We start from the raw sequence: 22,166 nt of genomic DNA, 5'->3' as shown, positions 1-22,166 counted from the left end.
CAGGGCGAACGCAGATTTTCGTGAATTACGACTGGCGTGACTCACGTTCCTGAATTGCCTTTAACAGCCAGATAAGCCCATTCTCAACCGTAATCCCAACCTCGTTCTGAAGCTGTTTTTCACTGCGCATCCGGCTTAAACCTCGTTCTTTCTTGTCGATCTGCTGAAACGTCTTGAGCAGATTGTGGCCGAGCTTGGCGATTGCTTCCCGCGTATTCAGGTATGCCGGATGCTTGCACTGCATGTAGTCCTGCTGCCAAAGCATGTCCATCGTCCAGTGGAAGCTCTCCACGCCCCAATGCCCCCGTATGCACTCCGCAAGCCACTCATCGTGACTCCCGTCCTGATAGGGATGGTTTGTGATGAAGTATCTGATTTCTCTTGAAGTACTCCATTCGCCAGCCTTATTTGAGCGGAATGATGTGGTCAACGCTTGAATGATGCATCCTTCATCTAATCCTATCCATCCCGTCCTCAACTCCTGCGGCAATCGGTTGGCCGGAAGCACCACGTAGTGTCGTTTTTCGTTGCGATAGTGTTCGTGCTCATACGGCACCTGCCGCAGCTCCTCCGAGTTCTCGACGTCCGCCTTCACTTTCGACATTTCAGCCTTGATCGCCGCCTCAAGCTTCATCTGATTCCCCTTCACGGCGAGCATGTAGAAGCCGCCACGGCGCGTAATCTCGGAGGCAATACCCTGGTTGGTGCTGAGCGCATCGAGCGAAACAAGAGCGCCCTCAACATTTAATTTCCCCAAAATATCAGGCACATATTTAGGCTCATTGCTCTTCGTGTCGATCATCGTGTGCGTCATGCAGAGCTTTCCGGCCGTGACGTCCACCGCGTTGAGGAGCATCATGCGGCGGTTGGTTTCGACGTGCCTTGAGCTTCGGCAGGTCTGGCCGTCGATGGCTATGTGTCGCCGTGCGTCCTCAGGCAGCCACTTTGGGAGCCATTCGTAGAAATTGCTGAGGAAGCGTTCAACGGTTTCCGCCTTGAGCGAGAGATAGATTCTTCGCACAGAATCATGAGAAATTTCATTGAGCTCCTCATGCGGAAGAACCTTGCGAAGGTAGCTCAGGTTCTGATTCCAGTAGTTCGCAACCGACGTGGCATCGGTAATCCCGCGTGATGCACAGAGGACTGCAACCGCAAGGAAAAGCGGCACGGGGATTTTCTTGACGAGGACGGCCGTCCGGTCATATTCAATGGTGTCGCTGAACATCCGGCAGAGCATGCCAGCCACCAATCGCTTTGATTTTTCGGCCTTTTTGGTTGCCTCAACACGACGTGCCTTGATGGACGACTTGGACTTGTCCGTCTCGTGGATCCACTCGGGGTCGTCATTCCAGATCACGCCGAGCAGCTTGCTCGCAATCGACACTGTCCGACCCCGCTTACCCGGCTCGGTGCAGGTTTACTCAGTTCGAGAGACGAACTGACGACAACCCTTCCCCTTCGGGGGATGAGTGGACTTTGTGAAGACGATATTCTTCCCCTCAGGCAGCCGAGCCTTTTGCTCAGGAGTGAGTTCGAAGTCAAGGATCTTTGCAACGACTTCGGCGATGCGGCAGAGACGTGGTGTGTTGAAGTGACGCATGGAAATCGCCCGTATACAGAGGCATGCTCTGTACACAGGAGATTGTCAAGAAAAATAGGTCAGCTCAGATATTTACATTTGAGCTAGGCCTGGTTGATGCGCTCACCCTGGTTGAAAGAGCAGCTGTCAATGATGGAGAGAGAAAAAATGCCGGATTCGAGGAGTGTCCAAACGTTCGTTCCCGCAACGGTGAGGCTTTCGCCGGGACTGGAAGCGGATATTCGCGAAAGACTTGCTCAGGCTTTCGGGGCCAAAAATGAAATAACGCCGGAGAAGGCTTATTGGGGATTTGAGGATCTGATGTCTGCTCTTCTTGTCGACTGGGCAAGGTCCGGGCAGCCGGTTCCGGATGAAGTCGTCAGAAAATGGAAGGGCGCTGCCGCTCTTCCTCCTCCGGGGCTCGAAAGCATGGCTCGATACGAGGCCGAGAGAGTTCTGCCGTGTGAAAAATCGGCCGAGACACTGAAGCAGGCGCTGGATGAACTAGCCAAAAATGTTAGGTGCGGCAGCCGTGGCGGCAACTGGAATTCGCCTCTCTGGTTCTGCGGATACGAGCCGGGCGGTTGCCTCTTCTTCAAAGGGGAGACGCCATATACGGTCCTTGATGCCGACTTATGCAGCGCAGTTGATCTCGGGTATCTGCCAGACGATGAGCGCTTCGATGAGTTGAATTTTTTGTATGCCAGAAAACTTGCGGCCTTTGTGCGAAGCCTTTTTGGCGAGAAAGACGTTGATTCGACGAGCCAAGGGCTTCGGCAGGCTGTTGAAAAGCTGCGTCTTTTCGCCGCCGAAGGCATTGGTTGCGACTGCAATCTCTATCCGGTTCAGATGCCCAATCACGGCATTTGGGATCGGCTCGGCATCATGTACAAAGGCGTCGACTTCGGTCTGATTCGCGACATTCTCGGGGCACCTAAGTATCCGGAAGTCATTAAAGGCTCAAGGAGACAAGCCTGGCGCGAGCGATTGGAGAAAGTGCTGAAAGAGCATCCGGTTGTAATCATCACCAACGGGAAACGGGAGGAGTTCGAGGATCTTCTCTGCGAACCTGAGCATGGGCAGTGGACGGAGGGGCTTGAAGGTGATCCAGAACGCAGGATTGCCGTGCGTGAGATCGACTTCAAAGTCCCGAACCTTCACGAAGGTCTCCTGATCAGCATGCCGCATTTTTCGAGTCGAGGGCTTTCCAACAAGGTCCTGGCCGATCGCGCCAACTGTATTCGACAGCATCTTGAAAGTCGCGAAAAAAGCGGCAGTTTCTGGCGGAAGTGGTTCCTAAGCCCTCTCTGATTTGATCATCTCAACAAGGTGAACGACACCCTGCAAGGCGTAGGGCGGAGGATTTTTTGTCTGTAATAACCGGGTGTGGTGCATCGGCGTTTTCATCGGTTCTTTGTGGTAGTTTTCTTTAACCTCTATCCCGGTGACCTCACAAGGCCGCTGATAGTCATGTACTTGCTCGTCGCGACAGACATTTCTCAAGTAGCTCGCTTAACGGAACTAAGGATCCGTTCATGCTTTCGATCATCGCTTCGACCAACGCAACATGAGAAATTTTTACAAAAGAAAGTTCCATCCCTGCTCGTTGGCAAAGATCTGGAAGAACAGGCGTGTAGATCGCCCATTGCCCTCAGGGCGAACGCAGATTTTCGTGAATTACGACTGGAGTGACTCACGTTCCTGAATTGCCTTTAACAGCCAGATAAGCCCATTCTCAACCGTAATCCCAACCTCGTTCTGAAGCTGTTTTTCACTGCGCATCCGGCTTAAACCTCGTTCTTTCTTGTCGATCTGCTGAAACGTCTTGAGCAGATTGTGGCCGAGCTTGGCGATTGCTTCCCGCGTATTCAGGTATGCCGGATGCTTGCACTGCATGTAGTCCTGCTGCCAAAGCATGTCCATCGTCCAGTGGAAGCTCTCCACGCCCCAATGCCCCCGTATGCACTCCGCAAGCCACTCATCGTGACTCCCGTCCTGATAGGGATGGTTTGTGATGAAGTATCTGATTTCTCTTGAAGTACTCCATTCGCCAGCCTTATTTGAGCGGAATGATGTGGTCAACGCTTGAATGATGCATCCTTCATCTAATCCTATCCATCCCGTCCTCAACTCCTGCGGCAATCGGTTGGCCGGAAGCACCACGTAGTGTCGTTTTTCGTTGCGATAGTGTTCGTGCTCATACGGCACCTGCCGCAGCTCCTCCGAGTTCTCGACGTCCGCCTTCACTTTCGACATTTCAGCCTTGATCGCCGCCTCAAGCTTCATCTGATTCCCCTTCACGGCGAGCATGTAGAAGCCGCCACGGCGCGTAATCTCGGAGGCAATACCCTGGTTGGTGCTGAGCGCATCGAGCGAAACAAGAGCGCCCTCAACATTTAATTTCCCCAAAATATCAGGCACATATTTAGGCTCATTGCTCTTCGTGTCGATCATCGTGTGCGTCATGCAGAGCTTTCCGGCCGTGACGTCCACCGCGTTGAGGAGCATCATGCGGCGGTTGGTTTCGACGTGCCTTGAGCTTCGGCAGGTCTGGCCGTCGATGGCTATGTGTCGCCGTGCGTCCTCAGGCAGCCACTTTGGGAGCCATTCGTAGAAATTGCTGAGGAAGCGTTCAACGGTTTCCGCCTTGAGCGAGAGATAGATTCTTCGCACAGAATCATGAGAAATTTCATTGAGCTCCTCATGCGGAAGAACCTTGCGAAGGTAGCTCAGGTTCTGATTCCAGTAGTTCGCAACCGACGTGGCATCGGTAATCCCGCGTGATGCACAGAGGACTGCAACCGCAAGGAAAAGCGGCACGGGGATTTTCTTGACGAGGACGGCCGTCCGGTCATATTCAATGGTGTCGCTGAACATCCGGCAGAGCATGCCAGCCACCAATCGCTTTGATTTTTCGGCCTTTTTGGTTGCCTCAACACGACGTGCCTTGATGGACGACTTGGACTTGTCCGTCTCGTAGATCCACTCGGGGTCGTCATCCCAGATCACGCCGAGCAGCTTGCTCGCAATCGACACTGCCCGACCGCGCTTACCCGGCTCGCTGCTGGTGTACTCAGCTCGAGAGACGAACTGACGATAACCCTTCCCCTTCTGGGGATGAGTGGACTTTCTGAAGACGATCTTCTTCCCCTCAGGCAACCGAGCCTTTTGCTCAGGAGTGAGTTTGAACTCAAGGAACTTTGCATCGACTTCGTCGATGCGGCAGAGACGTGGCGTGTTGAAGTGATGCATGGAAACCTCCCGTATACAGAAGTATACTCCGTATACGGGAGATTGTCAAGAAAAAAATAGGCCAGCTCAGATATTTACATTTGAGCTAGGCCTGGTTGATGCGTTCGCCCTGATCTATGGAGTGCGGCGTATTTTGTTTTCCGGCTTCGAAGATAAAGGAAGCTGGTTCAATATTTCGCTGAAGCGATTTCAACAAGAATTAATCAACTTGCCGGGATCTCTGATTACCAAAAAGAGAGGCATACTTCTCGAAATAAATCAAGCCTTACAACATCCAGAGGTGTTACTAATTATATTTGGGGCGAAATACGATGCCACAAAATACCAGAAACTAGATCGAAACAAGCCTGTTTTCTACTAACCCATAAACGTTCCTTAAAAACAAATAAGAAACCTTGGGGATTCTGATCTCCGAGGATTTTATTGTCTTTTTGTTATTGAGTAATCTATAGGTGGATAGCGGTATATAGGCCTACGCTATCATCGGTTCAAGAGAAGGCGGCTTCAGAGGAATTTGAAAAATCCGGGTTAGGTAGTGCCGCGATGTGGGAAACTTTTATTCAGATTACCGAAATAGATTTTTATTCGTCCTGAGCTGCGAACAACCCCGAAAAGGCGAGGTGGATGAAGCCGTTCCTCAGGAAAGCCAATGGATTTAGCCATGTGACAAACCTTCGGATCACAAAGGACAAAACTTTCACCCAACCGCTGAATCAATAACATAAAAAACATTGTACATTTTTCAACGAAATCCTGAGAGTTTTCCAATCGTTCTGAATTCCATTTCAATCTTCTTATTGTTGACGCAATCAATTCATTTTTAACATAATCATTGAGTTTTTCTACCTCAAGATTGTCGTAAAGCCATTCTTCAGCTCGTAATCCATCAAAAGATGTCGCCTTTTTTATGGATTGGTTCGGATTGCATTGATAGTAATAATAATTAGCGTCTGGTAATAAAATAACTTTTTCCGCAGCTAAGAATGTCATGACTGAAAAAGGAGCATCAATAAAGGACATTCTTTCTTCGATCATATGAAGTCTATTCTTTATTAGAAATTCTTTTTTATATATTGCAGACCACACACTTGGCTGGAACGATAAGAGATGCGGATATTTTAGTGGTTGAATACACCTCTCTCTCTTCGAAATACGGCGTACCCGGTTTAGTTTTGGTTCATCAAAGGCTTCTATAAAACCACCTTTTACAACATCGGCATCGTAAGACTTCGCGCAGGAATAAAGTCTTGAGAACATCCTGGAATCGCACCAGTCATCTGTTTCAACAATGCCTATGTATTCTCCTTTAGCAATTTCAAGGGCCTTATTAAATGCCTTACCATAAGACCCAGGGTGCATAACAAGTTGTACCCTATCATCCAATTTTGCATATTTCTTACATATCGAATCACATTGTTCTGGACCATCGGATGCTAGAATAATTTCAATATTGAATAAATCCTGATCACGAATCGACTGGATGCACCTGTCAAGATACAATTCAACGTCATAGATGGGTAGTATGATAGATACGGCAATGTCTTTCATAGAAGGTTTTACTGTCGCAAAAAAGAAAAACGTGCCTACAACCCATATTTTGCAGGCACGAAAATCGATTATAGATTAGAAGTTGGCCGCTAGGTTTATCGACTGCCGAATAATAGCATCCATATTAAGGTAGGCAAAGGAGCCAAAACGTCCGTTGACATAAATTCCTTCTCGTGCAAGATATTCAATGATTTTCGATGTGTTTTGCTTGTGCATCAGATCATAAATGACATACGCATAGTCAAAGCGCTTGATCTTGATAAAGTTAATGTCTTCTGGAGATTCAATAAATCCGATGCGTTCTAGACCGTTCGCAACCTGTTTCTCCATTTCCTCTTCAGACATCTTATCGTAGATGTCATCTGTTCTGTACGTAATCTCTGCCATGTACGTAACGGTGTCTGGCAGGTGATAGCATTTCCCCATGAAGTCCAATTTTGAGATTCGATGGAATATTACATTACGATCTGCGATCATAAAGGCGTAGTTGTCACCGGCAAAGTCCTTCTTGACATTGACGATACAAATCGCGATGGAATTGTGATGCAAAGCATGGGCGCAATCCTTCACTTCTTCTGGGACAGGTGTTTCTGTGGCATACATTGGGACGAGTTGATCCATTGGGATGGTTGAAATCACTTTGTCCGCTTCGTAAGTCGTCTCTTTGGCTGTAATGACGAACTTACCAGAACGCTTTTCTACAGCCTTGACTTCCGCGCTAGTCACAATCTCCACCTTGTCCGAAAGCTTCTTAACGAGAGCCTTGATCAATGACTCCGTGCCACCAGTCTTTGGATAATTGAAGTAGAGCTGATGCGTGTAGCCATCAACAGTCTCGCCAGCTGCTGACTTGATGATGTCTTCCTTGGGCGGTCTCGGGATGCGCTCGACCATCTGCGTGTCCATAAATGCTGGATCAAACTTCCAGATCTTCTCATTGTATGGGCGAAGGTACATATTTGTGATGCCTTCACCGAAGGTACGCAGAAAGAACTGCAACATATTGGCTACAGGATAGTTTTCATACGGGTTATGGAGAAAACCATTCAGACATACGAACTTGTCATGCTCTGAAAGTTTGGATAGGTCATTTTCAAACGGATACTGAATGAAGCGTTTGTCGTGAATGATTCGGTTTGATCTGCGATGCTGTTCATTGTTCTCCTCCAGAGACTGGTTCATGAAACTCAGAACTTCTTTGTCTTTGGAGAAAATAATGTGGGGGCCAATATCCCATTCAATGCCATTTGTTGAAAAAGTTCGACAAAGCCCCCCTGGAACCTCTTCTTTTTCTAGGATTACAATTTTTTCGATATTTGGTTTATCTTGAAGAAATAAGGACGCAGATATAGCCGAAAGGCCGCCGCCAAGAATTACGATATGCATAATTGAATTCTCAAAATTAAGGCCGTGGGTGTTGTTACGATCTAATGCTAAGCAATGGAATCACATCAAACAAAAAGACCTTCCATCTATTTGAAGTTTTCTTACAAAGGATCATTGGTATCAACCCAAAAAGCTTGATCCTAATTGTCGGAACAAAATCTTTTGAATCTGATAGGACTTCTACACAGTACCTTTTAAAGTCTGAGGCATCTTTGACGGTTTCCATAAAACGCAATGCCTTCTTTTTTTCTTTCTTATTTAATGCTAAAGAATTTTCAATGTGTTCCACTTTTGTGTATTTGAAATTTTCTATCAGCGCCGATATATTTTCCTGCGTTCGGAATAAAGGGAATGACAACATTTTATCAAGAGTGCAAACATATTCTTCTCGAATCATCCAAGAAGCGAAATCATCGTAATTGATCGCATGTTGCATTTTTATCCAATCGTGCACCTCGCTCCATCTTTGCAACATTGTTTTAATATCCCACATTCCCGCAGCAGAAGAGGCATTTTCATTAGATAGCCGGTAATGATAGTAAGGCTTTGGATTCCAAACAAGTTTATCTGTCATCAACATGATTTGAGCTCTAAGTAAATGATCGATGTAACCAGCCCCTCTTGCCTCAATGCACCTTATTTCATTTTTATCAAGATAGGATTTTCTATATAGCTTAGCCCAAATTGAAGGATGGACGCCTAAAAACTGAGGGTACTCTTTAGCAGAAATAATCCTGTCACTAGGCACCTTTGTGAAATATTTTGTCCACCACACAATTTCTTTGCGCTCAGGAGACTCTCTACTTTTATCCCAATATTCGTAATAGGGGGTTGCGACAACATCAGCATTGAATTTGTTTGCAATTTCAAAGCAATCTTCAAGCATCCGTGAATCAATAAAATCATCGCTTTCTATGATGCTAATGAATTCTCCTCTAGCCAGCTCGAAGCCTTTATTAACAGAGCGACCATACCCACCATTATTTTCGTGGATGCCTCTTACGCGGCTATCTGTTTGTTCATAGTGATCAATGATATATCTACATGCATCGTGATCACCCTCATCGATCAGAATAATTTCAATGTCTCTCAAAGTCTGGTTGATAATCGAGTCTAAACATTGAACAAGATACTTTTCTACTTTATAAATCGGAACAATCACCGACACTTTCGGGTGCTGAGTTGGGATCATCGCATTAATCCATTAACTTAATCAGTTATTAATTTTGCAAATAATTTTCATGCATAAATGATTCAGAATCATATGCATATCCTCGCTAATTTGCATATCGTTTGTGTTAGCATTCACGGAGTACTTGGCCAAGAGTTTCAATTTCCCTCCATCATACCCCGTGATGCCAATCGTCTCCGCACCAATAGAGTTCGCGTATTCAATAGCGAGAAGAATATTCTTCGAATTGCCAGAACCACTGATGCCGATCACGAGATCGCCAGGTTCCACGAAGTTTTTAAGTTGTTCGAGAAATGCAACTTCATAGGCGACATCATTGGAATATGCACTAACGGTCGCCATGCTGTCGTTGAGGCAGAAAAACTTAAAGCGACGATCTTTGCCGTATGAAACCCCCTTGTTAAAGTCACACACAAAATGACTAGCTGTTGCAGCGGAACCGCCGTTGCCCATGATGAAGATATGTCTTCCTTCATCACGAGCTTTTAGAAGCAAGCTGATGAATGTGTTGATTTCATTGCGGTCAACATTATCAATGGTCATTTTGAGCTTTTCAAAGTAACTTTCGATATCTGTGATGAAATTAATCATTGGAAAATTCCTTTAAGAGAGTGCTTGTTGAAGTGGATGATCGTCGTGCCCTTGTTGTCGAATTTGAAGGGCATTTCCTTAAGGTCCGAAAGCGAATCTCGAACACGTTGATGATTCTGTTCCTGTACATAAAATAACAGGAAACCACCGCCTCCAGCGCCTAACAGCTTACCGCCGAGCGCTCCTGCTCTAAGCGCCCGCTCATACCAGTCATTAATCTGCGGGTTTGTTACTTTGCTCGCAAGTTCTCGCTTCAGGAGCCACCCCTGATGCAAAATCTCGCCCATAGCGTCAATGTTGTTGCGGAGCAGTTCGTCACGCAAGTTCCCCGCGAGTCCAACCATCTTGTGAAGGTTCTCAATCTTCTTTGTGTCATGCGTTGTATTGCTCTTCTGTTCCTGAAGTATCGAAGAAGCCGACCGAGTAATCCCAGTGTAAAAGAGCATTAGGTTATTCTCGAGGCGATGGTATCCATCACTCGTTAGGTATACCTTTTCTACAGTGACCTCGCCGCTGCGTTCGAATTGAATGAAGTTGAGACCACCGCATGCACATGCGTACTGATCCTGCTTCCCAATTGGTTCCCCGAGAATTTCAATCTCTACGTGACAGGCTTCGGATGCAATTTCAGCTTTTGTCTTGTAAAGCTCCTTGTAAGCATTGCAGAGTTGTATCAACCCAGTCGTAAAGGCAGATGAAGAAGAAAGACCATTACCGCTCGGCACATCGGCGCTAGAGCTAAAATCTACCCCCTTGATGCCGTAGAGTCTGAAAACCTCGCGGATAATCGGGTGCTTAATTTCATCTACCTTGCTGGCATGCTCCACTTCTGAGTACTTCAGGAAATACCCAGACTTGAAGAAATAGGGGTGCATCGTCAGATAGATGTACTTGTTGATTGCCGTTGAAAGCACAGCTCCTCCGTACTTCTCATAGTACGATGGCAGATCACTTCCGCCCCCGGCGAAGCTTACCCTCAACGGTGTTCGGGTGATAATCACTTGTTTAATACCTTATCAATTGCGTCAAGAAGAGTAAAGTCTGGCTTAAGCTGAATTGCTTTGCAACCTGCAGCTTCACCTGCGGCGACATCTGTTTCGCTGTCACCGATCATCCAAGATTCCTTGAGATCGATGTTGAGAGCCTGAGCTGCCTGAAGAAGCATCCCAGGATGTGGCTTTCTGCAGCTGCACAATGTCTTGAGCTCTGGCACTTCTCCCGGGAACCCCTTCTCTGGATGGTGTGGACAGAAATAGATGCGATCAACGTAAGCGCGCTCTTCACCCAGTAAGGTCTCCATCTTCTTATGTATTGAGTCGAGCTCCTCAAACGTAAGAAAACCTTTCGCGATCATCGGCTGGTTCGTAACCACGATCGCAAGGAAGTGACTTTCGTTAATTTTGCGAATCGCTTCGGCAACTCCTGGCAAAAGGCGGAACCCTTCCACTGTCGGGTGCGTATCCATATTCACATTGATTGTCCCATCACGATCAAGAAATATTGCCTTGCGCGGGTTCTTCCTGTTCAGCCTTGAAACGAGACCAGAGACCACATCCTTTTCGATCACTTTAAGTCGATCAGGTGTGCCCATATCCCGAATGAATTCGGGCGTGTCATAAGCCCGCAAGCGTTTGCCTGACGCAACAAGCTTCGGAAATATATCCTTGCCAAAATCAAGGGGCACATCCTTCGGAATCGCATTGAAGATCTCTTGCCCAAAGATGTATACAGCAGCATTGTTGAGGTTTCGGTAGATCATCCCTTCCGGATGAGGTTTGGATAGGAACCCCGTAATCTCGTTCTCTGCATTGATTTCTACAAGATCACTGTCATAGGGATGATTCCCGGGATGAACCAAGAGCGTGCCAACAGTATTTGGGTCCGCCAAATCAAATTGCGTAAACGAATCAATGTCAAAATCCATTACAACATCGCCATAGAAAACAAGGAATCTGCCCTCAAGCATCCCTTCAAGCAACTTGAGGCTCCCTGCCGTTCCAAGAGGATGAGGCTCAACGACATGATGAATCTTCACGCCGAAACGCGATCCGTCCCCGAAGTAGTCGATGATGACTTGGCTAAGATGTCCGGAAAGAATGAAGATCTCATTGATACCGTAACGCTTTGCGAGTTCAATCTGGCGTTCAAGCAGAGGCTTGCCGCCAATTTGGCACATTGGCTTTGGAATGTCTTTAAGACCGAGCCGCGTTCCTTTTCCACCAGCGATGATCACAAGTTGCATAGATCCACCTTCAGGATGTAATCGATAGCTTTCTGCACAGCCTCGTCAGACGAAAGCGAGGCCTTCCAACCAAGCTGGTGGATTTTGTCGAGGTTATACCGGAAAAGGGGGACATCTCCCACCCAGCCACGATCGCCTCCTGTATAGCGAATTTTTGCCGATAGCCCCATGGAGGAGATCACCATCTCGGCGATCTTGGTAACCGTTGTATTTCCCTCAACCCCAAGGTTAAAGTAATTGATCTGATTATTGGAATGCTGGATCACGAAAAGAATAGCATCCACCAAATCTTTCACATAGAGATAAGGTTTGGCCTGTCTACCATCACCTAGAACTTCAAGCTCACAGGGATGCTTCTTCAATTTCTTGACGAAGTCATGTAGCACACCGTGAGTCGTTCGTTCGCCGCAGACGTTGGGAAAACGTGTGATATACGCCTGAATGCCATAGTTTTCGCAGTAGCTTGCAATAATTCCTTCACTCGCGAGCTTACAAGCACCGTAATGCGAAGTAGGGAAGAGAGGTCCATAGGTTTCAGTTACCTCAATTCCATATGCATTGCCATAAATAGCCGAGGTAGAGGCAAACATCAGCTTCTTTACGTCATGAGTTCGCATTTGTTCAAGAACCGAATAGGTGGTCATGAACGTCATATTCAGATCCACAGATGGATCGGCATGAGACCGGGCAATATCAGAGTTCGCTGCCAAATGGAACACAATATCAAATTTGGTATCGTTGAAGATCTTCGTCATCAAATTCTTGTCAAGTACATCTCCCTTGATAAATTCAAAGCTTGCATTTGACAAGTTATGTGCAATGTTTCGTTCCAATCCAAGCGAAAGATTGTCAATAACAACAACTCTATGGCCCTCACTAAGAAGGCGATCAACCAAATGAGAGCCGATAAATCCAGCCCCGCCAGTAATTAAGATATTTGACATATTATTCCCTATAAATACCAGTGCGAACGCATCAACCAGGCCTAGCTCAAATGTAAATATCTGAGCTGACCTATTTTTTTCTTGACAATCTCCCGTATTCGGGAGATTTCCATGCATCACTTCAACACAACACTATTCGATAGCACTCACAAGATCTCTTATATTTGGGGCCTGCTTATCAAGCTGTGACTGGTTAACTACAACATTCTTCCTAAGCACCACCTTTGTGCCAGAAGTCATTTGGCATATTGGGATTCCTAAAGTACTGGAAACAACGGATGCCGTATTGGCATCGCCAACTTCCTTTTGGAACATTGCCTTGAAGCTTTTCTTATTGGTTGGCAATGGCGAGCCGGCCGGATGAATGCTAAATTCATTGGGATTGGCACGCCAGACATCATATATTTCATCTCCAATTTCACCAACCACCATCTTAAATGCTGCCGCAGATGAATAGTAACTTTGCGTCAATCTATTCCCAACATACATATATATCTTGGGTCGATTCATTTGAGCCCGTTGGGTACCGCGGAAAAACTCAGATTGCAATTGTCCTGGTTGCCGGCTAACGCCAAACGCTAGCGCCAATACAGAACGAACAGCACGCTTAGATGATCCGTCTGCTGAAAACGGAACAATCAATCTCTCCGATGCACACAGCGCCAATTCAGTGTAGATGGAAAAGCTTGGGTTGCAATCAATGAATACTGCATGATCGACGTCATCCCAAGAATCAACGATATCTGCGATAAGGTCACGAATCCACATATGTACAAGCCGCCAAGCGTCATCTGGGCCTGGCTGCGTAGCAGATCTTACTCGAGGCGCTTGAAGCTCAAGCTGCTCATCGCCAGCAATCAGAAATAGATTATTCGGGATGCTGTGATTGAATCGACTAACAGATGTCAGGTATTGAGTCCCTGTGCGAGGATTTTGATATGGACTGGCAATGCGATCATCGATGTAACCTGCGATAGACGTGCGCGGAACCATCCCATGCAACTGACTCAGAGTTTCCTCGCCATTAATCATTCCTCCCAGCAACATAGAGGAAGAATTAGCTTGGGGACAAAGATCAACTACTAAAACCTTTTTCTCTGGATGCTGGGATGCATATTCGGATGCAACTTGAAAAGTCAGATAACTCTTTCCGACGCCACCCTTATTGTTCCATATTGTGTAAATTGCCATTTGATCACTTTTTGAGATTTGAAATTATCGTAACCCGACCTGAATTCTTAGTGTTAAGGCTCTGAAACCTTACGCGCCCTGCGCTGGAAGCTGTGCAACGTAGTCACTCAGCACTTCCTTGATGGTCTTGCCCTGCCTCGTAGCGAAGAGCTTCAACTTAATATGCTGGTCACGATCCAGGTCGAAATTCACCCGAACCGTGGTCGCCTTGCCAGCAGCAAGGCCATCACTTTTTGACTTGCTGATCCCTGTGCTGCCAACACTGGGGACGTTCTTAATAGGAGGGTTCATTTTGCCTATCACTCCTTCAATTAAATGAGATTCATTCACTAAAGCGCGTTAACTCATTTGAGTATAGCATATCTATCTTGCACTCTATATAAGCATACGCTGCGGCTCGGTGTGTCATCGGCACCGACAGATGAGGCGCCGGGCGCATGAGTCGACTTACCCGAGCTACTGCACATCACATCGATTCAGGTAGTGCCCGACATAGGTGGAGGCTCGAGATACCAGCTCGAGAGTATGGAAGACTTTGTGTCTGAGGGGATTTTGGATGCTTGAGCAAGCATCCAAAAGGGACTTGATTATTTGGCAGTGTCCTTAATCACTTCAATTTGTTGACGGATTTTTGCTAGTTTTTCCGTAAAGTTTGCTAATCTATCTTTTTCTGCGTTCACAATATCGGAAGGGGCTTTTGAAATGAACTTCTCGTTGGAAAGCTTTCCTTCGCACTTCTTGATTTCACCTTGAAGGCGGGCGGCCTCCTTCTCAAGACGCTCCAGTTCAGCCTTGACGTCGATCTCGACCTTGAGCATCAGCTTGAAGTCACCGACGATCGCGACGGGAGCGACCGTGCCCTTCTGGCGCTGCTCCATGTTCTCCACGTGTTCGACCGGTTCAACGCGGGCGAGCTGCTGGAGGTAGGGCGCGGCGGCGAGGCACTCGACTTCATTGCCGGAGATGAGAAGCGGGAGCTTCTGCGAAGGCGGCAGCTTCATCTCGGAGCGCAGATTGCGGATCGAGTCGATCATCTGCTGCACGGTCGCCATGCGGGCTGTGGCTTCAGGCTTCAGATCCGCTTCATTGAAGGTCGGATAGGCCTGAATCATGATCGAGGTTTCTTCATCCTCGCGGCGGGTGCCGGCGATGACGGAGACTTTCTGCCAGAGCTCTTCGGTGATGAACGGGATGATCGGGTGCGCAAGACGCAGCACCGTCTCGAGGACCGTCACGAGCGTGTGACGCGTGGCGCGCTGCACGGCTTCGCTGCCGCGGAGCTGCACCTTGGCGAGCTCGACGTACCAGTCGCAGTACTGGTTCCAGACGAAGGAGTAGATGGTGTTCGCGGCGTTGTCGAGGCGGTAGTCGGCGTAGGCGGCGATCACCTCCTTCGTCGTGCGCGCGAGCTCGCTCTTGATCCATTCGTCCACGAAGGAGAACTCCATCGGCGCGCCGGCGGTTTCGCCCACGCCGCAGTCCTTGCCTTCGACGTTCATGAGCACGAAGCGGGTGGCGTTCCAAAGCTTCGTGCAGAAGTTGCGGTAGCCCTCGGCGCGCTTCAGGTCGAAGTTGACGTTGCGGCCGAGCGTGGCGTAGGCGGCCATCGTGAAGCGCAGCGCGTCGGCGCCGTGGGCGGCGATGCCCTCGGGGTAGTTCTTGCGGAGCTTCTTCTCGACGATCGGCGCCTTTTCGGGCTGACGCAGACCGCGGGTGTTCTTTTCAATCAGGTGCTCGAGGTCGATGCCCTGGATGATGTCGAGGGGGTCGAGCGTGTTGCCCTCGGACTTCGACATCTTCTTGCCCTCGGCGTCGCGCACGAGGCCGTGGATGTAGACGTTCTTGAAGGGCACGCGGCCGGTGAAGTGCTTCGTGAGCATCACCATGCGGGCGACCCAGAAGAAGAGGATGTCGTAGCCGGTGACGAGCACCGTCGAGGGGAGGTAGAGGTCGTAGGCGGTCTTCTCCTCGCCCTCGGCGTCGGGCCAGCCGATCGTCGAGAAGGGCACGAGGCCCGAGGAGAACCAGGTGTCGAGCACGTCCTCGTCGCGCGTGAGCTTGACGGGGTGGCCGGCCTTCTCATCGGCCTGCTTCTGCGCCTCGGCCTCCGTGCGGGCGACGAAGACGTTGCCCGCCTCGTCGTACCAGGCCGGAATCTGATGACCCCACCAGAGCTGACGCGAGAGGCACCAGTCCTGGATGTTGTCGAGCCACTGGCGGTAGACGCCTCGCCACTCAGCCGGGAAGATGTTCACTTCGCCGGATTCGACGGCTTCAAGACCCACCTCGGCGATCGACTTCCCCGGATAGAGGGTGCCTTCGGGCGCGGGCTTGCTCATCGCCATGTACCACTGCTCGGAGAGCATCGGCTCGACGATTTCGCCCGTGCGGGAGACGCGCGGCACCATGTGCTTGATCGGCTTGATGCCGACCAAGAGCCCGGCGGCCTCGAGGTCCGCCACGGCGGCCTTGCGGCACTCGTAGCGGTCTATGCCGCGGTACTTCTCCGGCACGTTCTCGTTCATTCGCGCCGTCTTCGTGAGGACGTTGAGCATCGGGAGGTTGTGGCGGCGGCCGACCTCAAAGTCGTTGAAGTCGTGCGCCGGCGTGATCTTCACGCAACCCGAGCCGAACTCGCGGTCGACGTACTCGTCGGCGATCACCGGAATGACGCGGTCGGTGAGCGGAAGCTTGAGCATCTTGCCCACGAGGTGCTTGTAGCGCTCGTCCTCGGGATGCACGGCGACCGCCTGGTCGCCGAAGAGCGTTTCGGGACGGGTCGTCGCGACAACGACGCCTTCGGAGCCGTCCACGCCCGGATAGCGGATCTCCCAGAGATGGCCGTCGGCCTCTTCGCTCTCGACCTCAAGGTCGGAGACGGCGCTCTGCAGCTTCGGGTCCCAGTTGACGAGGCGGTTGCCGCGGTAGATGAGGCCCTCTTCATAGAGACGCACGAAGGTTTCGATCACGACCTTCGAGAGCTTGTCGTCCATCGTGAAGTAGAGGCGGTCCCAGTCGACGCTGTCGCCGAGGCGGCGCATCTGCTGCAGGATCGAGCCGCCGGAGAACTTCTGCCACTCCCAGATCTTGGCGATGAAGTCCTCGCGCTTCATGTCGCGGCGCTTCAGGCCCTGCTTCTCGAGCTGGCGCTCAACCACGATCTGCGTAGCGATGCCGGCGTGGTCGGTGCCCGGCAGCCACATCGTGTTGTAGCCCGCCATGCGGTGGTAGCGCGTGAGCGTGTCCATCACCGTCTGGTTGAAGGCATGACCCATGTGCAGGATGCCCGTGATGTTGGGGGGCGGCAGCTGGATGGAGAAGGCGGGCTTCTTCGGATCGAGGCCGGCCTTGAAGTAGCCGCGCTCCTCCCAGATGGGATACCAGCGCGATTCGATGGTCTTGGGGTCGAAGCTCTTGGCGAGCTCTTGGGATTGCTGTTCCGTCATGACTTCACAGAAAGAAATTGGCGCCGGAGGGCGGCGCGGGAGAAGGTCTCCTGCAGCCGCGCCGCGCACGGCGTCGGGGATGAAAAGGGGTGGTCGGCCCGAAGCGGGCCCGAGGGAGCGCCTCAGGGCGCCGCAGGCCCTCCGGTCGGGGCGATGCGTCAAAAAATCATTGGTTCGGCAATTTTCTCACGAACGCAGGGCGCTACGGATGGGCGCGGCGGGGGTGCGGGGCTCAGCCGCCGCAGAGCTTCACCGCTTGACGATGTCGGAGAGGTCCGCCCGGCGGATCTCCTTATCGACGGCCTGCACGACCTGCGCGGAGAGCGTGCGTTCGAGGTCGGCCCTGAGGCGCGTGACGGCGTTGGAGACGGCGAGGTCGAGCGCGTCGCGCAGCCCCTGGCGGACGGTGGCTTCGATTCCGGGCGCAAGGCGCGCGATGATCGCCTTCTTCTCGGCGTCGGTGAGGAGAAGCGGCTGCGGTTCGGCGGGAGCGGGTGCGGGCGCTGCGGGGGCGGCAGGCGCCGGTTCGGGCGCTTTTGCCGCCGCCGTCGGCGCGACGGGCGCGGACTCGGCTGCAGGCGGGAGCGTGAGCGTCGGTTCGCGTGGGGCCTCCGCCGGCGCAATGCGGACCAATTCCTCCCAGGACAAGGGGACGCGGTGCGTGAGCAGCACGCTCGTTGTGGCGTTCGCGTCGATGACGGGTTCCTGTCGGTTCATCGCGGTCAAATCCTCAAAGGGGGAGGGAGGAGAAAAGAGGGGGAGAGGCGGGAAGATCGGTCGGCTACTGACGGCGGTCGTAGGCTGCGAGCTCCACGCCCTGGGCCTTGTAGGCGCGGTAGCGGTCGCGCGAGAGCTTGAGCTCCTGCGGCTCCGTGCTCACCACGTCGATGATGCGGGCGAAGCGCTCGAACTCCGTCTTCCAGTTTCCCGGCAGATGGTCGTCAAGAAGGAGCAGCACGTCGCCCTTGAGCTCTGCGAGGTTCGTGGAGAGCAGGATTGGCGTTTCACCCTCGAGGCGGCTGCCGCAGCGGGCGTGCGGCAGGAACGCGAGGTCGTCGAAGCGCCAGAGGAGCGCGTCGAGACTGCGCAGCCGCTCGGCGTCGGAGGTCCAGAGCGCGAGCGTGAGCCCGCGCTTGTAGACGGTGCGCGCGACGAGACAGGCGTACCTCAGGCGGTTGGGAACGTTGAAGTGAAAGTCAATTTTCTGCATGTTCATCATTATGGCGCATGGGGCCGGCGATTCCGCGCGGACGCCGCCGCCGCGGGGCCGGCGCACTCGGGCTGCGGGAAGCGCGCCAATACCTATCGCATACCGTATATGCGGTATTTTGATTCAAAGTACTTGCGCAACGGCGCTTCTGAGGGCACAATTCCTCTCCTCCGGTGCGGGGAAGTAGCTCAGCTGGGAGAGCGCTGCGTTCGCAATGCAGAGGTCGGGAGTTCGATCCTCCTCTTCTCCACCACCACGAATTCTTGTAAAAAGCCTCGGTTGTTTCGTCTTCCGGGGCTTTTTGCTATGCCGCAGGAATTGTTGCCATGTCTCAGGATGACGATGACGAGGTGAAGCTCCCCGGGCTTCCTCCCAATACGAAGAACTACATGACGCCCGCGTGCTACCGCAGGCTTCTCGACGAGCGCGAGCGCCTGGTGAACGTCGAGCGCCCCGACGTCGTGAACGTCGTCGCCTGGGCGGCGAGCAACGGCGACCGCTCCGAGAACGGCGACTACCTCTACGGCAAGAAGCGTCTGCGCGAGATCGACCGGCGCATCCGCTTCCTCAACAAGCGCATCGAGTCCGCGGAGGTGGTGGATCCCGCTCTTCACCCCGAGACCGACCAGGTCTTCTTCGGCGCTACGGTGCTCTACGCCAATCAGCGCGGCGAGGAGCGCAAGATCCGCATCGTCGGCATCGACGAGGCGGACGCCGAGCACGGCGACGTGAGCTGGATCAGCCCGATCGCCCGGGTGCTTCTCAAGCACCATGAGGGCGACGAAGTGAAGCTCCCGACCCCGGCCACTTCGACCCATCCGGCGGGCGTGGACACGCTCGAAATCCTTGAGGTCACCTACACGAACGAGCAGCCGCTGCCCTAGGAGAACGGACTGCCGGAAAAACAAAACGCCTCCCCGGGGCCCGCGGGCTTCAGGGAGGCGTTTGCGCTTCTGAGGGGTGGAAGGGGGCGGAGCCTCTTCCGTCCGGTCACACCGAGAGGCGGCGCTTCGTGGGGGAGCCCTCTTCGAAGACGCGCTTCACTTTGAGCACGACCTCGTTCTGGCGGATCGTGCGCACGACGTGGATGAGGTGGTTGCGGTCGCGCACAAGCACCGTCACGTGGACGATGTGCTCGGCTTCGCGCTCCTCGAGCGTCACGGCCGTGATGCTCGAATTTGCTTCGGAGACGGCCGCGGCCACGGTGGCGAGGCCGGCATGGGAGTCCTTCACGCGGACTTCGAGCGGCACGGCGAAGTGCGCTCCGGGCTTCGTCGCGCCCCACTCGAGGTGCATCCAGCGGGCGGGATCAGCCTGCTTGCCGCGCTTCGCGTGCGGACAGTCCTCGCGGTGGACGGTGAGGCCGAGGCCCGGACGGTTGTAGCCCGTGATTTCGTCGCCCGGGATCGGGTGGCAGCAGACGGCGAGGTGCTGCGCGACGCCTTCGTTGCCGTTGACGATGACGGCGGGCAGGTCGCCGCTCGTGCTCTCGAGGTTCTCTTCGCGCAGCAGCATGCGTAGCCGGTGGAGCACCGCGGCGGGGAGCGCCTTCCCGAGGCCGATCATCGCGTAGAGGGAGGCGAGGCTCTGCGCGCCGAACTCGCGGGCGAGCTTCTGCTCGATCGAGCTCGGAATCGCCATCAGGTCGATCTTCTGGTTGGCCGCGACCGCTTCGAGCGCAAGGCGCCCGAGCTTCGTCGATTCGTCGAACTGGCAGCTCCTCAGGTACTGGCGGATCTCGGCGCGCGCGCGGCCGGAATGGACCGATGAGAGCCAGGCGGGGCTCGGGTGCGCGTCGGGCGAGGTGATCACCTGCACGAGGTCGCCGTTCTTGAGCGCGTCGGTGAGGGGTTTGGGCTCCCCGTTGATGCGCACGGCCTCGGTGTGGTTGCCGATGTCGGTGTGGATCTCGTAGGCGAAGTCGATCGCGGTGGAGCCCTTCGGGAGCGAAATGATCCGGCCCTTCGGCGTGAAGACGTAGATCTGGTTCGGGAAGAGGTCGACCTTGATGTTTTCAAGGAACTCCGTGCTGTCCGAGCTCGTGCGCTGGATCTCGAGGAGGTTCTGCAGCCAGGCGGCCGTGCGCGACTGCAGGTCCGAGGTGTCGTCGGAGGATGCATAGAGCCAGTGCACGAGGATGCCGTCCTCGTCGATGCGGTGCATCGCCTCGGTGCGCAGCTGAAACTCCACGGGCGTGCCGTCCGGACCGATCACGGTCGTGTGGATCGACTGGTAGCCGTTCGACTTCGGGATGGCGATGAAGTCCTTGAAGCGGGCGTTGACGGGCTTCCAGCGCTGGTGGAGGGCGCCCAATGCAAGGTAGCAGTCGTCGCGCGACTGCACGACGATGCGGAAGCCGTAGATGTCGAGCGCGTCGGAGAAGGAGAGGTGCTTCTCGCGCATCTTGTTGTAGATGCCGTAGATCGTCTTGTCGCGCCCGAGGATGCGGCAGGGGATCCCCGCCTTCGCGAGCGCGGTCTTCGCGTCGTGCATCACCTTCTCGAGGTACTCGCGGCGGTTGTTGCGCGTCTTCAGGACGTTTTCATAGAGCACGCGGTAGCGCAAGGGATAGCGGTTCGCGAAGGAGAGTTCCTGGAGTTCGCGAAAGACGTTGTTGAGGCCGAGGCGGTGCGCGATCGGCACGTAGATGTCGAGCGTCTCGCGGGCGATGCGGGCGCGCTTCTCGGGGCGCATCACGCCGAGCGTCCTCATGTTGTGGATGCGGTCGGCGAGCTTGACGAGAATCACGCGCACGTCGCGCGACATCGCGAGGAGCATCTTGCGGAAGCTCTCGGCCTGGGCGATTTCGTTCGAGGAGAACTTGAGCTTGTCGAGCTTGGAGACGCCGTCCACGAGCTCCGCGACCTCGATGCCGAACTTCTCGGCCATCTCGCGCTTGCTCGTGCCCGTGTCTTCGAGCACGTCGTGCATGAGGCCCGCTTCGATCGTCTCGGCGTCCATGCGCCAGGAGGCGAGGATCGAGGCGACGGCGATGGGGTGCGTGATGTAGGGCTCGCCCGACTTGCGGAACTGCCCGAGGTGCGCGTTGTCGGCGTAGCGGTACGCCTCGCGGATCTTCTCGACGTCAGAGGGCGAGAGATAGAGCCGGCAGGTGTCCACGAGCGCCTGTGCGGTCACGACGCCGTCGGAGTGCTGCGGCGTGAAGAGCGGCAGGTCCGCGTCGGGAAGCTTCGCGGGCATGACGGGAACGGGAATCGGAGAACGCTGCAGGTGCTTGGTGAAGCCAAAGGGGGATATGGGCTTCCTCGGCGGCGTCGGCAAAGGCTTGGCGCCTTCGTCGGCTGTGGCGTACATGTCGTCCGGAAAAGTCGGAGCGGAATCGAGGGCCATGGCGTTCTTCCTGTTCTTGTGCATGCGCGCGGCAGGCGTTCGTCCCGGGCGCCCGGAGGGTTGATCGGGCTCTCTGCAGGGCCGTGCTGTTCCGTGGGGGCTGCGCGCGCCTCTTCCAAAGCATAGTCCGCGGAGGGCGGCTTCGCCGCAGAGGAAGGCCTCAACCCGCCGCCGCCGCGGGAGTGCCCGGAAGAGGGGGCGATGAATAAGAAATAAGAAAACGGCCGGGCCGCC

18 protein-coding genes and 1 tRNA gene are annotated in these 22,166 nt (G+C 53.0%); 4 read left to right on the top strand and 15 right to left on the bottom strand.

Annotated features, from left to right (window positions below):
• Positions 1-25 precede the first annotated feature (25 nt).
• The gene (locus tag ACT6Y9_RS01985) at positions 26-1,384 is read right to left on the bottom strand and encodes an ISAs1 family transposase (RefSeq protein WP_443743322.1); all 1,359 of its coding nucleotides are present in this window, start codon (positions 1,382-1,384) and stop codon (positions 26-28) included.
• Between the two features lie 345 nt (positions 1,385-1,729).
• On the opposite strand from ACT6Y9_RS01985, the gene ACT6Y9_RS01980 reads away from it, so the two are divergent.
• Positions 1,730-2,890 (top strand): hypothetical protein, encoded by a 1,161-nt coding sequence (locus ACT6Y9_RS01980; protein WP_443743321.1) that lies wholly within the window; start codon positions 1,730-1,732, stop codon positions 2,888-2,890.
• 366 nt (positions 2,891-3,256) lie between these two features.
• Here the strand turns inward: ACT6Y9_RS01980 and ACT6Y9_RS01975 are convergent, their stop codons facing one another.
• Positions 3,257-4,831 carry an ISAs1 family transposase gene (locus ACT6Y9_RS01975; RefSeq protein WP_443743320.1) on the bottom strand — a complete coding sequence of 525 codons (1,575 nt, stop codon included), beginning with the start codon at positions 4,829-4,831 and terminating at the stop codon, positions 3,257-3,259.
• Here ACT6Y9_RS01975 and ACT6Y9_RS01970 point away from each other — a divergent pair.
• A complete protein-coding gene (locus ACT6Y9_RS01970; protein ID WP_443743319.1) occupies positions 4,830-5,192 on the top strand; it encodes a hypothetical protein in 363 nt (120 codons plus the stop codon). The genes ACT6Y9_RS01975 and ACT6Y9_RS01970 overlap by 2 nt on opposite strands.
• Before the next feature lie 167 nt (positions 5,193-5,359).
• On the opposite strand, the gene ACT6Y9_RS01965 is transcribed toward ACT6Y9_RS01970, so the two are convergent.
• From ACT6Y9_RS01965 to ACT6Y9_RS01910, 12 genes are all read right to left on the bottom strand, one after another.
• Entirely contained in the window at positions 5,360-6,379 is a 1,020-nt protein-coding gene (locus ACT6Y9_RS01965; RefSeq protein ID WP_443743318.1) for a glycosyltransferase family 2 protein, read from the bottom strand.
• A gap of 75 nt (positions 6,380-6,454) precedes the next feature.
• On the bottom strand, positions 6,455-7,765 hold the full coding sequence (locus tag ACT6Y9_RS01960; protein WP_443743317.1) for a protoporphyrinogen/coproporphyrinogen oxidase: 1,311 nt from the start codon (positions 7,763-7,765) through the stop codon (positions 6,455-6,457).
• Between the two features lie 34 nt (positions 7,766-7,799).
• Positions 7,800-8,957, bottom strand: a complete 1,158-nt coding sequence (locus tag ACT6Y9_RS01955; protein ID WP_443743316.1) for a glycosyltransferase — start codon at positions 8,955-8,957, stop codon at positions 7,800-7,802.
• 21 nt (positions 8,958-8,978) lie between these two features.
• Positions 8,979-9,548, bottom strand: coding sequence for an SIS domain-containing protein (locus tag ACT6Y9_RS01950; RefSeq protein WP_443743315.1), 570 nt, complete (start codon positions 9,546-9,548; stop codon positions 8,979-8,981).
• Positions 9,545-10,549, bottom strand: coding sequence for a GHMP family kinase ATP-binding protein (locus tag ACT6Y9_RS01945; RefSeq protein WP_443743314.1), 1,005 nt, complete (start codon positions 10,547-10,549; stop codon positions 9,545-9,547). The genes ACT6Y9_RS01950 and ACT6Y9_RS01945 overlap by 4 nt, the downstream gene beginning before the upstream one ends.
• Positions 10,546-11,790: an HAD-IIIA family hydrolase gene (locus ACT6Y9_RS01940; RefSeq protein ID WP_443743313.1), complete on the bottom strand. Its 1,245-nt coding sequence runs from the start codon at positions 11,788-11,790 to the stop codon at positions 10,546-10,548. The genes ACT6Y9_RS01945 and ACT6Y9_RS01940 overlap by 4 nt, the downstream gene beginning before the upstream one ends.
• Positions 11,778-12,734, bottom strand: coding sequence for an NAD-dependent epimerase/dehydratase family protein (locus ACT6Y9_RS01935; RefSeq protein WP_443743312.1), 957 nt, complete (start codon positions 12,732-12,734; stop codon positions 11,778-11,780). The genes ACT6Y9_RS01940 and ACT6Y9_RS01935 overlap by 13 nt, the downstream gene beginning before the upstream one ends.
• A gap of 132 nt (positions 12,735-12,866) precedes the next feature.
• Entirely contained in the window at positions 12,867-13,925 is a 1,059-nt protein-coding gene (locus ACT6Y9_RS01930) for a ParA family protein (RefSeq protein WP_443743311.1), read from the bottom strand.
• A gap of 69 nt (positions 13,926-13,994) precedes the next feature.
• On the bottom strand, positions 13,995-14,216 hold the full coding sequence (locus ACT6Y9_RS01925; RefSeq protein WP_443743310.1) for a plasmid partition protein ParG: 222 nt from the start codon (positions 14,214-14,216) through the stop codon (positions 13,995-13,997).
• A 296-nt stretch (positions 14,217-14,512) separates the two neighbouring features.
• Positions 14,513-17,371, bottom strand: coding sequence for a valine--tRNA ligase (locus tag ACT6Y9_RS01920; RefSeq protein ID WP_443743309.1), 2,859 nt, complete (start codon positions 17,369-17,371; stop codon positions 14,513-14,515).
• 249 nt (positions 17,372-17,620) lie between these two features.
• On the bottom strand, positions 17,621-18,088 hold the full coding sequence (locus ACT6Y9_RS01915; protein WP_443743308.1) for a hypothetical protein: 468 nt from the start codon (positions 18,086-18,088) through the stop codon (positions 17,621-17,623).
• Between the two features lie 64 nt (positions 18,089-18,152).
• Complete coding sequence (locus ACT6Y9_RS01910) at positions 18,153-18,581, bottom strand: DNA polymerase III subunit chi (RefSeq protein ID WP_443743307.1); 429 nt, start codon at positions 18,579-18,581, stop codon at positions 18,153-18,155.
• Between the two features lie 177 nt (positions 18,582-18,758).
• On the opposite strand from ACT6Y9_RS01910, the gene ACT6Y9_RS01905 reads away from it, so the two are divergent.
• Together ACT6Y9_RS01905 and greB are read left to right on the top strand one after the other, a co-directional pair.
• Positions 18,759-18,834, top strand: a tRNA-Ala gene (locus ACT6Y9_RS01905).
• A 73-nt stretch (positions 18,835-18,907) separates the two neighbouring features.
• Positions 18,908-19,465: a transcription elongation factor GreB gene (greB, locus tag ACT6Y9_RS01900; RefSeq protein ID WP_295480855.1), complete on the top strand. Its 558-nt coding sequence runs from the start codon at positions 18,908-18,910 to the stop codon at positions 19,463-19,465.
• A 106-nt stretch (positions 19,466-19,571) separates the two neighbouring features.
• On the opposite strand, the gene ACT6Y9_RS01895 is transcribed toward greB, so the two are convergent.
• Positions 19,572-21,932, bottom strand: a complete 2,361-nt coding sequence (locus tag ACT6Y9_RS01895; protein ID WP_443743306.1) for a RelA/SpoT family protein — start codon at positions 21,930-21,932, stop codon at positions 19,572-19,574.
• Positions 21,933-22,166 lie beyond the last annotated feature (234 nt).

This window comes from Sutterella sp. (genome assembly GCF_052272535.1).
Classification (GTDB): domain Bacteria; phylum Pseudomonadota; class Gammaproteobacteria; order Burkholderiales; family Burkholderiaceae_F; genus Sutterella.
Note: the sequence above shows the minus strand (reverse complement) of the source record. Positions and strands in the feature narration are given on the sequence as shown.

What these genes read in the sequence shown, in the direction of transcription:
- ACT6Y9_RS01925 (WP_443743310.1), bottom strand. Translation starts at nt 14,216, where the DNA reads ATGAACCCTCCTATTAAGAACGTCCCCAGTGTTGGCAGCACAGGGATC.
- ACT6Y9_RS01980 (WP_443743321.1), top strand. Translation starts at nt 1,730, where the DNA reads ATGATGGAGAGAGAAAAAATGCCGGATTCGAGGAGTGTCCAAACGTTC.
- greB (WP_295480855.1), top strand. Translation starts at nt 18,908, where the DNA reads ATGTCTCAGGATGACGATGACGAGGTGAAGCTCCCCGGGCTTCCTCCC.
- ACT6Y9_RS01920 (WP_443743309.1), bottom strand. Translation starts at nt 17,371, where the DNA reads ATGACGGAACAGCAATCCCAAGAGCTCGCCAAGAGCTTCGACCCCAAG.
- ACT6Y9_RS01955 (WP_443743316.1), bottom strand. Translation starts at nt 8,957, where the DNA reads ATGATCCCAACTCAGCACCCGAAAGTGTCGGTGATTGTTCCGATTTAT.
- ACT6Y9_RS01910 (WP_443743307.1), bottom strand. Translation starts at nt 18,581, where the DNA reads ATGCAGAAAATTGACTTTCACTTCAACGTTCCCAACCGCCTGAGGTAC.
- ACT6Y9_RS01950 (WP_443743315.1), bottom strand. Translation starts at nt 9,548, where the DNA reads ATGATTAATTTCATCACAGATATCGAAAGTTACTTTGAAAAGCTCAAA.
- ACT6Y9_RS01930 (WP_443743311.1), bottom strand. Translation starts at nt 13,925, where the DNA reads ATGGCAATTTACACAATATGGAACAATAAGGGTGGCGTCGGAAAGAGT.
- ACT6Y9_RS01935 (WP_443743312.1), bottom strand. Translation starts at nt 12,734, where the DNA reads ATGTCAAATATCTTAATTACTGGCGGGGCTGGATTTATCGGCTCTCAT.
- ACT6Y9_RS01895 (WP_443743306.1), bottom strand. Translation starts at nt 21,932, where the DNA reads ATGGCCCTCGATTCCGCTCCGACTTTTCCGGACGACATGTACGCCACA.
- ACT6Y9_RS01965 (WP_443743318.1), bottom strand. Translation starts at nt 6,379, where the DNA reads ATGAAAGACATTGCCGTATCTATCATACTACCCATCTATGACGTTGAA.
- ACT6Y9_RS01960 (WP_443743317.1), bottom strand. Translation starts at nt 7,765, where the DNA reads ATGCATATCGTAATTCTTGGCGGCGGCCTTTCGGCTATATCTGCGTCC.
- ACT6Y9_RS01975 (WP_443743320.1), bottom strand. Translation starts at nt 4,831, where the DNA reads ATGCATCACTTCAACACGCCACGTCTCTGCCGCATCGACGAAGTCGAT.
- ACT6Y9_RS01940 (WP_443743313.1), bottom strand. Translation starts at nt 11,790, where the DNA reads ATGCAACTTGTGATCATCGCTGGTGGAAAAGGAACGCGGCTCGGTCTT.
- ACT6Y9_RS01915 (WP_443743308.1), bottom strand. Translation starts at nt 18,088, where the DNA reads ATGAACCGACAGGAACCCGTCATCGACGCGAACGCCACAACGAGCGTG.
- ACT6Y9_RS01970 (WP_443743319.1), top strand. Translation starts at nt 4,830, where the DNA reads ATGGAAACCTCCCGTATACAGAAGTATACTCCGTATACGGGAGATTGT.